Source organism: Bacteroides sp. LFL-34, from assembly GCF_027257075.1.
GTDB classification, from domain to species: Bacteria; Bacteroidota; Bacteroidia; order Bacteroidales; family Bacteroidaceae; genus Bacteroides; species Bacteroides ovatus.
In genome coordinates this window covers 134,985-148,267 of record NZ_JAPQKZ010000004.1, presented here as the reverse complement: position 1 = coordinate 148,267, position 13,283 = coordinate 134,985, and the positions used below count along the sequence as shown (strand labels likewise).

The window sequence follows — 13,283 nt, the reverse complement described above, 5'->3', positions numbered from 1 at the left end:
AAATGTGTAACTTTGCATCCAAATAGGATGCAAATGGATAAACAGAAACTGGGAGATATTGCCACTGTAGAAATTAGTGGGGTTGACAAGAAAACAAAAGACGGCGAACAAGAAATCCGGCTTTGCAACTTTGTTGATGTCTATTATAACTGGGCTATAACCACAGCTCAGCATGATGGCTTTATGTTTGCGACTGCCCGTCCCAATGAGATTTCCAAGTTCCAATTAAAGAAAGGTCAAGTAGCTTTAACCAAGGATAGTGAGACTCGTGATGACATTGGTGTTCCCACTTATATTGCCGATGATTTTGATGATGTTATCTTGGGGTACCATTGCGCCCTGATTACTCCAAACAAAGATATTTTAGATGGACGTTACCTAAACGCCCTTCTGCATACTGACTATGCAAAGAAATATTTCGCTTGTAATGCTTCTGGAAGCGGACAACGCTATGCGTTATCCGTTGAAGCGCTCAATTCGTTTCCAGTTCCAATGATTCCATTACGTAATCAAGAGCGAATTGGCGAAATATTCTCTGCATTGGACAAGAAAATTGAACTCAACCGTCGGATAAATCAGAATTTACCGATGCCTGACCGTTCATCAAGAGTGGAAGAAGTTCGTCTCGCTGCTTAATCAAAGCGTTGATTTCTTCAATACATAGTTTGCGTTTCTCCCATAATGGAGATATGATACTTTCATATTTCTCAATCAAAATTGAATTAGGTAATACCATATTATACTCACAGAGGTTTTCTTGACTGATTTTTTTCTGAATAGAACCAGTTTCTATCTGCTTTGCAGGAATGCTCCTAAGCATTTGATAGGTAAACATTAAATATTGTTCGTTTTTGGGAAGAATTATATGTGCGTGATTGTTCACCCAATTCTTACCCCATATATATTGTACGATAGGGAATCCTTTTGAATCAGAAGTTGAACCATCTTCTGCCAACAGAATATAATCTCCATCAAAGATATATTCATTTACATAGTCCATAATACCTGTTGCACCATAGTACGGATAGTTGCCTTTTCTTTCCTCTCTATCTTTACTTGATAAAGGAATGCGTTTTGAATCAAAAAGATTGATAAAATCTTTTAGCTTGCAATTGTCCCATTCATTTGGTATCTTACGTTTCAACTTTTCATTCCAAACCATTTCACCACCGCTCGACTTGTATGGTTTGCCCTCCTCATTCGGAAAGTCAAATTGCACAAACCAGTAATCGTAAAGCTGTTTTGCCATCGCCTCTAAATTCTGATTTATCGCTCGGTTAAGTTCTATCTTGCGGTCAATGGAGCGCAATAACTTACCGATGCGTTTTTGCTCAGATAATTCGGGAATCCACACTGTGCAATCCTTGATTTTATCAGGTGAAGTGTGACGAATTTTAGTCTGTTGGGCAGCAGCACTTAGCTGTTGCTTAACGAGGGCGGAGGATATGAGATAAAATGCGAAATCCTTATCTAACAAGTCTTCCTTGCAGATAATCTTTGCTACATCTTGACTTTGTATGTATTTGCCGCTTTCAGGAATAATGGCAGTAGAACCAAGCAAGCCTATTGCCTGTTCTGTCAAAGGGGTAATAATATCTCCCTCTTCCATTAGAAACTCAGATTTGAAGTCTCCGACATAATAAAGATTGTCCTTGGACTTGTTCTCCTTAAAACAGTTGTTCTGATAGTCGAAATTGCCACAAGTCAGACGGATATATTCACCCTCAGTGGCGTAATACTCGCCACTGAGACTTGCACCTCTTGTAACATCAAGGATTTCTCCCAATTTATATTTCGTCAAAATCATAATAATCTATTTTGATTTTTTAGATATGATTTGGCTTCATGTTCAAAGCAATTCAAAAAGTATTCTTGTCCATTTTTTACATCTTCTTTATGCTCTGTAGTCCAATATGGATTTTCTTCAACTTCTTTTTTCATCTTAGCTTTTAGCCATTCTACACCATCGTGCAAGTCTTTTTCGGATATAGAGTAATGATTGTCTAACATTTCATTTATCGCAAATGCAGACAACTGAAAACCACCATTCGCATTCAATCCCATAGTGGTTATATATTCGGTTATTTTATCATAATCTATCATATTTTTCTTTCAACTTTTATCTTTATTGCCCAATTTTGCTTCTATCTCTTCAATCGTTGGTATTGTTCCATCCACCTTTTTAGGATAGAGTTTAGATAACTCATATTCAGATATTCCTAAAGGAAGATTACTTCCCTCCAATGCGTATTGCGCAAGTAATGAATCCTTTTGACGACAGATGAGTAAACCGATTGTAGGATTATCTCTTCCCTCTTTCTTGAGGATATGATTGCATGCAACCACATAACCACTTAACTGACCCAAGTCTTGAAAATCAAACTCACCAATCTTAACCTCAATTACCACATAGCATGATAAATTTATGTTGTAGAAAAGCAAGTCAATAAATTTTTCCTTTTGTCCTATCTGAAGTCGGTATTCTTTGCCAACGTATGCAAATCCCGTACCGAGTTCCAGCAGGAATTGGGATATGTTGGCGAGCAATGCATCTTTGAGAATTTGCTCATTGTAGGGTTTCGTTATTCCTGTAAAGGCAAAATTGTAAGGGTCTTTCGTCAGTTCTTGTGCGAGGTCGCTTGCCTCGTCTGGCAATGTACGTGTGAAGTTTGTCAGGGCCTTGCCCTCTCGTTCATATAGTCCTGAGTCCATAAAGTTGAGAAGCACATCACGACTCCACCCCTCTTTCATTGTCTTTTTTACATAAAAGAAAGCCTTTTCTGGTTCAGTTCCATATCTGTCAATCAAATAACGATGGTGTCCCCAAGGTATTGAAAAAAGCATCTCTTTCAATTGTCCCACAGTTTGTGGGACAACCTTTAGGTGTTGAGAATAAAGCAAATAGAATTTTTTTGCATAATAGATGTTAGTACGAGAAAGCCCCGTTGAATTCGGATTCTTGAGTTGTAAATCCACAGAGAGATTCTTAATGACACTCTGTCCCCAACGCTCTTCAACGTGCATTTCTTCTATGTCTCGACCAAGTTCCCAATAATACTTGAGCAATTCTCGGTTTACTCTTACGGCGGCTTTGATTTGACTTTGCCGATAACGCACACTAAGATTTTCTACCCACTGGGTATAGTCCTTGTCTATGATGGTCAATCCTTTACTCATTGTCGCCTACATTTACGTTGAATTGCAAAGCATTCAACTGTTTCATGATTTCTTCTTCCAACCGATGGCTTTCTGCAAATTGTTCGGAAAGGGTTTGCTTATAGTTAGCCATACGTTGGTTAAATTCCTCCTCGGTAATATCTACATAATCAATCTTGATGTCGAAATATTGTCCGGCTGAGAGCGAATATCCTTTTTCCTTAATCTCATCGTAGGTAACGGCTACAGAAAAATCATCTACGGCCTCCTTGCGTTGGAATGTGCCGACAATCTTTTCTATCTCCTCATCGTTTAGACGTACTTTCTTCAATCCGTTGGCATCCTTGTATTCCTCACCCAATTTGCTGGCATCAATCAGAATTACCTTATCTGTGGTTGCCGACTTGTCGAAGAATAACACACTTACATTCGTACCCGTATTGGCAAATACATTGCTTGGCATGGAAACACAGCCATATACAATCTTATCATCTACTATTTTATGAAGTATCTTGTTCTCAATACCACTTTTAGCTGTGATAAATCCGGTTGGGATAACAATCGCACCCTTGCCTGTCTTTTTCAGCGAGTTGATAACATGCTGGATAAAGCAAGTATAGATTGCCATTGATTCTTTTTTCTTAGCAGGCACATTAGGCACTCCTGCCCAGAAACGTGCAGGCATGGCAGCTATCTTTTCTCTTGTATCTGAGAAATCCATCTTGAAGGGCGGATTGCTGACAACAAAGTCGAATTGGCGCAGTTGCTGTCCGCCATCGCTCTTATGATAAGGATTAACAAGGGTATCACCTTGAATAGCATTGTCAAGTGAAGAGACAAGCCCATTAAGCAGCAGATTCAGCTTCAGCATCTTGTTGCTTCGTTGAGAAATATCTTGCGAGAAGATGGTACAACGGTCTTCACCAATCTGGTGACTAAGTGCCATAAGAAGGGTTCCTGTTCCTGCTGATGGATCATAACATTCCATACTATGAAGGTCAGCATTGTCACCCACCAAAAGACGGGCCATAATCGTGGCAATAGCATGAGGAGTATAGTATTCCGCGTACTTACCACCTCCGGCTGTATTGTAGTCCTTTATCAGGTACTCAAATATACTGGAGAAGAAATCGTAGTTTTGAGCAAATGCCTCTTCAAAAGAGAAGTTCACAAGCTTGTCCACCAAAGCACGAGCGAATGGCGCACGTTGTGCCGTGTCAGTCACAAACGGTGTTAAAGCCTCAAACAAAGGAATCTTTGTGTTGGCAGTTGTTTGCGTAGAGAAAATATCCGCATTTTGCTCCGCAATGTCTGTCATCGTGGAATCAAAGATTGTATCGAAATCCCCTTTACTTTGCTGGTTCCAAAGGTTAGCTATCAGGTGATAAGGCTCAAGCATAGGAACATCGGGCGAAATGGCACTTTGGATAAGCATACGCTCATCATCCGAAAGGTTCTCGTATGCCGTTTCCCATTTCACATCCCCTATCAGTTTCTTGGCAATATCGCTTTTGGCGTTTTTCAACTCATAGCCAAACTTGTCGTTCAAGAATTTATAGAGAAACACCTGAGTGATTATCTTATATTCGTTGCCATCGTTGCCCATACCGTAAGACTGGCATGTCGCTTTCAGTCCGTCAATGAGCTTTAATGTTTTTTCTTTTATATCTGACATAATTCCTTCTTTTTAAGCCATGCCGTATGTGGCATTGTATTGGTTGATATATTGTTGTGAAATTCGTTGCTGGATGAACTTATAATCGTCCATTTCCGGCCTTATTTGTGGAAAATGATACAAACACCCATTGATAAGAGCCATTACCGTGCGCCCGAAGTATGCATCTTTTTTCAAAATATCGTTACGGTCATATACTTTGGCATCCACATCCTCTTTGATAATATTGAGAATGGCTACAATCTCATCATCAAGGAATGAGAACATCGGCTTCTGCCCTTTCTCTTCTCTTTGTTTGTTGACCTCACGGATGCGCTTGTGTACTCGGGCAAACTTCTCATCCCCTTTATATTTCTTTACCAAAGCATTATTTCGTTTTTGCAAGTCCTGCAAACGGGTTATGATTTCATCCAAAGCCTGAGTCTCTTCGTTGAACTTGGCTATGCTGTCAATCACAAAGCCATGCTCCTTGAAGCGTTCCATAAAAGCATCACGCAGCGACATAAATTCAGGATCGTCTTGGTCGAAGTTCTGGGTAAACGAGGCAATGGTGCGTTGCCATTTCTCTTTCAGCTCCGCTCCACCCGAAATAAGGCGCATTTCTTCCTGTCCAATCTTAGAGAAGGTGAACTCTATATCCATCATCGCCTCATTGATTAGTGTCTTTGTTTCATCACCGATGCTAAAAGCTTCCTTTTGGTTGATGATGCCAATACGCCTTTGTACTTCGGAAAGCAACTGAGGCAACTTCGTGATTTCAAGTTTGGCGAATTGTTCCTTCATGTCCTCATCGCCGAAAGTACGCACGAGGTTTGCCATATTTTTCGCAGATTCCAAAGCCTGTTTTAGGTCAAGCAGAACAGCCTTGTCTTCTTCCGTGGAAATCTCCGAAGAAAACTCTTCCGCATTATCGTAGGAATAATCGAAGAGGGTCTGGCGTACTTTTTTCATTTGTGCCACAATCTCGTCCTTGTCCTCAATCACTTGAGTGAAAGTGTCTGTGGCATTGCCGTCACCAGTCTCTTCCACATCGTTAAAACGATTCAACTCTTGCAGATAAGCCTCGTTTGTTTCTTTGAAGTTACGTTTAATGTCGGCAAAGTCAATGACAAATCCGTAACGCATTCCCGGATATGGACGATTTACACGGGTAATGGCTTGAAGTAGATTATGGTCTTTCAGCTTACGACCGAAATACAAACGCTTCAAACGAGGTGCATCAAAACCAGTCAATAGCATGTTGAAGACAATAAGAATATCTACGGTCATATTCTTTTTGAAATCCTTGACTGTCTGTTTTCTTGTTTCCTTGTCGTCTGTGTCGTGGAGAATGATTCCGGCTTTCAGTGGTCTATACTTTGATTTGTAATCCACTTCGGGTTCACCTACCACAAACGTCCCGTCAGGGAGCTTAATCTTGATAGGCTTTGGTTGGTATTTCTGCCACTCCTCTTGGAATACATCATAAAGCCGTCTTGCTTGTTCACTGGTTTCGCAGATGACCATACCGCCTAATGTATCGTCTCCTTGTATCTTACGGAACTCTTTCAAGTCCTGCATGATATAGTGAGCCAGCTCGTTCACATAGCTGGGGTGCTCTATGATTTCCGATTTGCGGATGTCTTTCTTTTGCACCAATGTGTCCAGCTTGTCGTACACGTCCGAAAGTCGCTCTTTGTAGGATGTTTCTATATCCTCACGAATGATTTTCAGCGTATAACCGTCTGCAATGGACTTGTCATAATAATAGGTATGCAGGTAAGTGCCGAAGACCTTGCAACTTGCACGTTCCTCTTTTAACAGCGGAGTACCCGTGAGAGCTATCTTTATCGAATCAGTGTCCGCATCAAAAAGGTTGGCAAGAAAACATCCACCGGGTTTATAGCCACGGTGTGCTTCATCGAGAATGAAGATACGTTGCAGATTTGTAGCATAGTCATTGATGCGTACTTTTTCCTTATCCTCTGCAAAGCGTTGTATATTCACGACTGTAATCTCAGCTTGGCCGCTTGTTCCTTGTTGTGCTTGGTTGCTGCGGAACTGCTCCATCAGTTCCGCCCTTGTGTTAGCAGTTGAAACCACCAGTCCACGGGCTTCAAATTCCTGTGTGGCTTGCTCCAACAAATCAAGGCGGTCAACAATGAAATAGAATTTGGCGACCTTGTTCTGCTTAGAATAGAAGTCATTGAGAATATAGGTCAGATAATAAGACAAAGCTGTCTTTCCACTACCTTGTGTATGCCAAACAACTCCTGATTTTATTCCCTCGGCAAGTTTCTTACGAATAGCCAATGATGCAAACAATTGCTGGTAACGCATGATATGCTTTTGGTCGGTAGATTCAATCTTGCCGTCCACCTCTCGCTCCATGCGGACGTAAGCGATACCATATCTAATGATGTACAATAAGCGTTCTGGCGAACACATGGAAGTCAATATACGGTTGGTGGGCGTATTGAAATCGAGGTTCGTTTGATATTCGGGACTGGTATGGATTACCTGACAGTTGTAATCAGACAGTATTTTCTTTTCCGCTACCCTGTCAATCTCCTTATATGGATAATCATGATGGTATGGAGCAATTTTCTGGCCGCTTGGGTTTTCCTCACGAAAGCAATTGAATGGAGAATAAGTGCGTGCGCCTGTACAATAGAAAGCCCCTTGTATGGGTACGATACCACCCAACGCATCGTATTCCATATTATTACTGAAAATCATCAGTTGGGTTATATTGATGAAGCGACGGAACTTCTTATTCGGGAAACGCTCTTTGTTCATCCGTGCGCTTTCTGCCAGCATACCACCATGATTATTTGGTTTCTTTACTTCTACGAAGCAAAGCGGCAGTCCGTTTACAAACAGGGTGATGTCTGGCCGGAACTCATCCTGACCATTCTTGCAAGTAAACTCAGCTGTAAAATGGAAAGTATTGTTTTCGATATTGTCAAAGTCAATCAGTTTTACAGGAGATACGACTTTAAGGCGGTTGTAAAAGCCACGTCCAAGGTCATCATCGTTCAGTTCTTTGCGGATGTCTTTCAGCACTTGCATCCATTCACCCTCATGACCAGGGTTCAGTTTTTTGAACTGTTGCTCAAAAACAGGTAAAAGAATATTCGTGTCACCGTCATAGACTGTGCCGTTCTTATCTTCACTCAGCTTACCAAAGTAAGTATATCCTATTCGGGTAAGATGAACCATTGCAGGCATCTGTACCCGAGTCGCTTCAGAAAACTGCTTCATGCCTTTTGAGACAATATATATGATTTATACTCGCGAACTATCAATTCTTTAATATCTACTTCCAACAAATCTGCAATCCTTAGCAAACTGGTTATATCTGGCTGCGATGTGTTTGTACACCATTTTGACACAGTTGATGGATTAACCCCCATTTGTTCTGAAAGCCATTTGCTGGTACGTTTTTTCTCTACTAAAACGAGTTTAATTCTGTTTACGTCTTCCATTATTGCATCTTTTGATTGCAAAAATAATGATTATTTTTCATTTTCGTTATTGTTTGGAAATAAATTTATTAACTTTACACTCGAATATTTAAATCAGATAGGCTATATGAATATTATATTTACTGCCAAAACAATTATTGATGGAAACTTTGCACTGAAAGAGCCAGTACAGATATTATATTGTTTACATAAAATTAGTTTATATCTTGAGGGCGGAATGTACATGTTATCTGTTTCCAAAGAGATTAGTATTGAGCATTCAGATTTAGTCGAATTGTCTAAAAATGGAGAAAACAAATCATTTACCATGAATGTGGACAAATACCTTGACAGTAGGGTGCTTGATATATTTCGTAATATAGAAGTTTATGGTGGATTTCAACATGGCATAATGAAAGTCTATTATAATGAATACTTAGACTTATCATGGACAGACAAGGCTAAAAACGAGTTATTGTTTTCTATGAGAAAATCATTAAACAAACAGAAAAAGGTATTAATTACTAGTGACAATTTCTCTAAACTAATGCTTGATAAGACATTTATACCAGAAGCCAAAGTTCCATATAATTTCTTTCGAGAAGCTAATAGCTATCTAGACAAACTAGATTATATTTCTGCTTATATTCATTTTTACATGATTTTAGAATATTGTTTTGCAAAGGGTAAATTTTCTGGAGAGCAAAAACAGAATTTTAAGAAATCTAACATGCTTAAATATGCTGTATTATCGACAATAAGCATGATTAAAGAGCGGAACTATGATTTGTATTTAGAGATTAAACAGGAATGCACCGATAAACACAAAGAACTGAATTTTGATTCTCTTATTGACATAATGTATTGTTATCGCGGAGAATTGTCACACGCAACGAAAAGAGCTGTTTATGAAGAAAAGCAAGAATTGGTAAAACCAATAACACTCTTCATTTCATCTGTTTGCTTTTCTGTTTGTGGCAACATAAAAGTATATTGTGATAAATTTGTTTCGGAAGATACACGAAAACGCAGAGTGAATGATCACATTCAAGAATTAGAAAAGCGACTTGGACTTGAATAACATCAAATTCTACCCAATAACAAATAAAATATCACAGAGATTAACTAATATTCTATTTGTAATAATGTGAAACTCAAACCTTTTGTTTTCGCATTGTTTTCGCAAAACGAAAATCAGCGATTTACGCACAAACGTAAGTCGCTGATTTCTAAAGTGGACCAGCCTGGGCTTGAACCAGGGACCTCCAGATTATGAGTCTGTTGCTCTAACCAACTGAGCTACAAGTCCGATGTATCCTTTGTTGGATGCGGTGACAAAAGTAGTATTTTCCCTCGAATTATGCAAATCCTTTTGATAAAAAACTACGATACTTTATTTTTAGAACTTATATTTGCGCTTCGGGTTCTTGGGGAACCATCCTTTTTGTACCCGTTCTTCCTGTTCGAAGACCTCTTTAATCGTCCAGAAGGAAGAAAATGCAAACACGCCAAGCAAAGAAGATAAAATCACATTATCGATGCTTAATGAGGCGACCACACCGGCTATGCCGAGTACCAGAAATATCCACCAGCATTTTGTACCCCAATAGTATTCGGCCTTTACCACGACGGGGTGAAAAAGGCCGATAATCAAAAAGGTACATATTCCGATGAATAACCCCGCAAGGTGATATTCATTTAGAAATTCCATCACAATTATTTTTCAACGCGGATGGGGATTTCTTTCTTGATACTCTGTTCCAGAGAAATCAATGTCTCGGTAGCTACCACACCCGGTATTTCTTGCATTTTGTTATTCAGCAAATCCATCAGATGTTCGTTGTCGCATGCATAAAGCTTTGTCAGCATTGTGTACGGACCTGTAGTGAAATGACATTCCACAATTTCGGGAATCTTTTGTAGTTCCGCTACGACAGATTTGTACATGGAGCCTTTTTCCAGTTTGATACCCACGTAGGTACAAGTTCTGTATCCCAATGATTTCGGGTTCACATGGTAACCAGAGCCTACAATGACACCTAGGTCAATCAGTCTTTGCACACGCTGATGGATAGCTGCGCGTGACACTCCACATTCGGCTGCTACGTCTTTAAAAGGGATGCGGGCATTCTGGGAGATAATCTCTAGGATCTGCCTGTCGAGGTTGTCTATTCTTTCCATAATAATAAATTGTAATTTCCTGTTGTTATCAAATAGTAAGCAAATATAGAGATTTATTTTAATTATTCTTCTTTTCGGAGAAAAAAAATAGGAAAAAGCAAAAAAAAGAGGTACAAACGTTTTGCACCTCTTTCCTTTTTCTATTTAGAAAAGAACTTTCTTATTTCTTATCTTTTTCGATGCCCAACAGTTCAACTTCGAAAATCAAAGTAGAGAACGGTTTGATTTGATTGCCAGATTCTCTAGCACCGTAAGCAAGTTCTTGCGGGATGTAAAGTTCCCATTTAGAACCTACAGGCATCATAGTCAATGCTTCTGTCCAACCTTTGATTACTTGGTTGGCACGGAAAGTAGACGGTTCGTTACGTTTGTAAGAGCTGTCGAATTCTGTTCCGTCGATCAAAGTACCTTTGTAGTTCACTTTCACTTTGCAAGTGTCAGCAGGAATTTCACCTTTGCCTTCAGTGATTACTTTGTATTGCAGACCGCTTGCAGTTGTTTTTACGCCGTCTTTAGTCTTGTTTTCAGCGAGGAATTTTTCGTTTTCAGCTTTGTAGTCAGCATATTTTTCTGCCAAAGCTTTTGCTTTGATAGTTTCCATAGCTGTACGAGTATATTCTTGAGCTGCTTCCATAGTCATTACGCCACCTTTTTCTAAAGTACCTGCGATGAAACCTGCCATGAAGTTTTCTTTGCTGATAGTTTTAGTAGAGTCAGTGCCAAACAATTCCTGGTTGATACCTTTCATCATCTGGTTGCTGATTTGCTGACCGATTTGCAGACCTGCCATGTAAGCGATGTCTTTTTTGCTAGTCTTGTTTGCACCTTCATTCAAACCTTTGATGAAGTCTGCCATATAAGCAGTATCAACGTCCAGACGACCTGTCAGATAGCCTTTCAGACCTTGAGTCTGCGCCATACCGATAGAATAAGACAGTGAGTCGATGTCTGATTTCAGATTTGCTTTAGGAGCTTGAGCTGTACAAGAAGCAAGGCTTGCAGCAGCGGCGATTGCCATAAAAATACTAACTTTTTTCATTTTGCTTTGAAATTTTTTATTTATAATACTTCGAGTAATTCTACTTCAAAAATGAGTGTGCTATGAGGAGGGATCATTTCTCCGGCACCTCTTGCGCCATAACCAAGTTCTGACGGAATATACAGTTTCCATTTAGAACCTTCCGGCATCAGTTGCAAAGCTTCCACCCATCCCGGGATTACTTGGTTGACACCGAATACAGCCGGTTCTCCGCGTTGGATAGAGCTGTCGAACAGTGTACCATCAATCAATGTTCCTTCATAGTGGCATCTTACCTGGTCGGTAGCTTTCGGCTTTTTGCCTGTACCTTCTTTGATGATTTCATATTGTAGTCCGCTGGGAAGAACAACTACGCCCGGTCCTTTTTTGTTTTCTTCGAGGAAAGCCTGTCCTTGCTCGATAGCAACGGCACCCATTTTAGTTTCCAGTTCTTCGAAATACTTGTTTACTATTTCGCGGGCTTCATTGTGGCTGATAGCCGTCTGATTGCCTTCCAATACGTCTTTGATTGCTTGTGCGAAATCATCTACCGCAAGGTTTCCGATTCCCATGCTTGATAAGTTTTGACCAATTCCGAGGCCAATAGAGTAACTGAATTTATCCATATAATGTTTTTTGTTGGCGATTGAAATGTATCACCTTCATGGTTTTAGCTTTCAATCAATTGCAAATTTATGAATCGCAAAAGTACGTGTTTTATTTGAATGATTTAGCATTTGCTATTTAAAAATTCTTATATCTGTGAAAGATAATCGCTTTTCTTTAAAGAATTAGTTTTTTTGTTCGTAGGATTTAATCGGCTTATTCTTATATTTTAGATTTGTTTATGCAGGCAATTAATCGTCTGACAGCTGTTGAACTTGCGTCTGACAATTGTTGTTTTTTCGTCTGACAACTGTCAGACGAAAGAATAACAGTAGTCAGACGAATAGTTGTTGCCATAAATGATGCTAACTATCTGCATCTTTCATCTTAAAGTTCTGCATAAATAGGATTATATTAAGCGTGAGAAAGTGTTCTTTTATTCGATGATTCTGATTACATTTGTGTGGCTATTAAAAAAGAAGGAGGAATAGTAATGAAGAATCTGGTAGTTTTGACGGGTGCGGGTATGAGTGCCGAGAGTGGGATTAGTACATTTCGCGATGCAGGCGGTTTGTGGGATAGGTATCCTGTGGAGCAGGTGGCCACTCCTGAAGGTTATCAGCGTGACCCGGCTTTAGTGATTAATTTCTATAATGAGCGTCGGAAACAGTTGTTGGAGGTGAAACCGAACCGTGGGCATGAACTGTTGGCGGAACTGGAGAAAAGCTTCCATGTGACGGTGGTGACACAGAATATTGATAACTTGCACGAACGTGCCGGGAGTAGCCACATCATTCATCTGCATGGCGAACTGACGAAAGTGTGTTCCAGCAGAGATCCTCATAATCCCCACTACATAAAAGAACTGAAACCGGAAGAATATGAAGTGAAGATGGGAGACAAGGCCGGCGACGGCACTCAATTGCGACCTTTTATCGTATGGTTTGGAGAAGCTGTGCCGGAAATTGAAACCGCCATCCAATATGTGGAGAAAGCGGATATTTTCGTCATTATCGGTACGTCGCTTAACGTATATCCTGCGGCGGGGCTGCTTCATTATGTACCGAGAGGAGCAGAGGTGTATCTGATTGATCCGAAACCGGTAGATACGCATACTTCCCGTTCGATACATGTAATTCAGAAGGGAGCTTCTGAAGGAGTGGCTGAATTGAAACAGTTGTTGGGAGTTTGAGAGGTTTTC

General features: G+C 40.0%; 13 protein-coding genes and 1 tRNA gene. 3 read left to right on the top strand and 11 right to left on the bottom strand.

The genetic code is table 11. The features are described from left to right. Positions 1-33 precede the first annotated feature (33 nt). A complete protein-coding gene (locus tag N5O98_RS03780) occupies positions 34-636 on the top strand; it encodes a restriction endonuclease subunit S (protein WP_229093012.1) in 603 nt (200 codons plus the stop codon). Here the strand turns inward: N5O98_RS03780 and N5O98_RS03775 are convergent. Genes N5O98_RS03775 through N5O98_RS03750 form a run of 6 tightly spaced genes read right to left on the bottom strand, consistent with a single transcriptional unit; the run spans position 560 to position 8,298 of the window. Then, entirely contained in the window at positions 560-1,807 is a 1,248-nt protein-coding gene (locus N5O98_RS03775; protein WP_118161332.1) for a restriction endonuclease subunit S, read from the bottom strand. The genes N5O98_RS03780 and N5O98_RS03775 overlap by 77 nt on opposite strands. Further along, a complete protein-coding gene (locus N5O98_RS03770) occupies positions 1,804-2,103 on the bottom strand; it encodes a hypothetical protein (RefSeq protein WP_118161333.1) in 300 nt (99 codons plus the stop codon). The genes N5O98_RS03775 and N5O98_RS03770 overlap by 4 nt, the downstream gene beginning before the upstream one ends. Before the next feature lie 9 nt (positions 2,104-2,112). Further along, positions 2,113-3,177, bottom strand: a complete 1,065-nt coding sequence (locus tag N5O98_RS03765; RefSeq protein ID WP_118161334.1) for a PDDEXK nuclease domain-containing protein — start codon at positions 3,175-3,177, stop codon at positions 2,113-2,115. Beyond that, the gene (locus N5O98_RS03760; RefSeq protein ID WP_061448465.1) at positions 3,170-4,831 is read right to left on the bottom strand and encodes an N-6 DNA methylase; all 1,662 of its coding nucleotides are present in this window, start codon (positions 4,829-4,831) and stop codon (positions 3,170-3,172) included. Before N5O98_RS03760 ends, N5O98_RS03765 begins: the two co-directional genes overlap by 8 nt. Positions 4,832-4,843: 12 nt before the next feature. Continuing rightward, on the bottom strand, positions 4,844-8,074 hold the full coding sequence (locus N5O98_RS03755; RefSeq protein ID WP_032856133.1) for a type I restriction endonuclease subunit R: 3,231 nt from the start codon (positions 8,072-8,074) through the stop codon (positions 4,844-4,846). Then, a complete protein-coding gene (locus N5O98_RS03750) occupies positions 8,071-8,298 on the bottom strand; it encodes a helix-turn-helix transcriptional regulator (protein ID WP_021980359.1) in 228 nt (75 codons plus the stop codon). Before N5O98_RS03750 ends, N5O98_RS03755 begins: the two co-directional genes overlap by 4 nt. A gap of 106 nt (positions 8,299-8,404) precedes the next feature. On the opposite strand from N5O98_RS03750, the gene N5O98_RS03745 reads away from it, so the two are divergent. Further along, positions 8,405-9,358, top strand: a complete 954-nt coding sequence (locus N5O98_RS03745; RefSeq protein ID WP_061448464.1) for a hypothetical protein — start codon at positions 8,405-8,407, stop codon at positions 9,356-9,358. A 154-nt stretch (positions 9,359-9,512) separates the two neighbouring features. Here N5O98_RS03745 and N5O98_RS03740 read toward each other — a convergent pair. The 5 genes from N5O98_RS03740 to N5O98_RS03720 form a co-directional block, all read right to left on the bottom strand. After that, a tRNA-Ile gene (locus N5O98_RS03740) sits at positions 9,513-9,586 on the bottom strand. A gap of 90 nt (positions 9,587-9,676) precedes the next feature. Next, positions 9,677-9,988 (bottom strand): DUF4491 family protein, encoded by a 312-nt coding sequence (locus N5O98_RS03735; RefSeq protein ID WP_004302581.1) that lies wholly within the window; start codon positions 9,986-9,988, stop codon positions 9,677-9,679. A gap of 5 nt (positions 9,989-9,993) precedes the next feature. Continuing rightward, positions 9,994-10,458: an Lrp/AsnC family transcriptional regulator gene (locus tag N5O98_RS03730; RefSeq protein WP_004302580.1), complete on the bottom strand. Its 465-nt coding sequence runs from the start codon at positions 10,456-10,458 to the stop codon at positions 9,994-9,996. Positions 10,459-10,618: 160 nt separating this feature from the next. Next, a complete protein-coding gene (locus N5O98_RS03725; protein ID WP_008775242.1) occupies positions 10,619-11,497 on the bottom strand; it encodes an FKBP-type peptidyl-prolyl cis-trans isomerase in 879 nt (292 codons plus the stop codon). Between the two features lie 20 nt (positions 11,498-11,517). Further along, positions 11,518-12,102 carry an FKBP-type peptidyl-prolyl cis-trans isomerase gene (locus N5O98_RS03720; RefSeq protein ID WP_004311130.1) on the bottom strand — a complete coding sequence of 195 codons (585 nt, stop codon included), beginning with the start codon at positions 12,100-12,102 and terminating at the stop codon, positions 11,518-11,520. A gap of 473 nt (positions 12,103-12,575) precedes the next feature. Here N5O98_RS03720 and N5O98_RS03715 point away from each other — a divergent pair, with 473 nt between their 5' ends. Then, positions 12,576-13,274, top strand: coding sequence for an SIR2 family NAD-dependent protein deacylase (locus tag N5O98_RS03715; RefSeq protein ID WP_004302577.1), 699 nt, complete (start codon positions 12,576-12,578; stop codon positions 13,272-13,274). Positions 13,275-13,283: the final 9 nt, after the last annotated feature.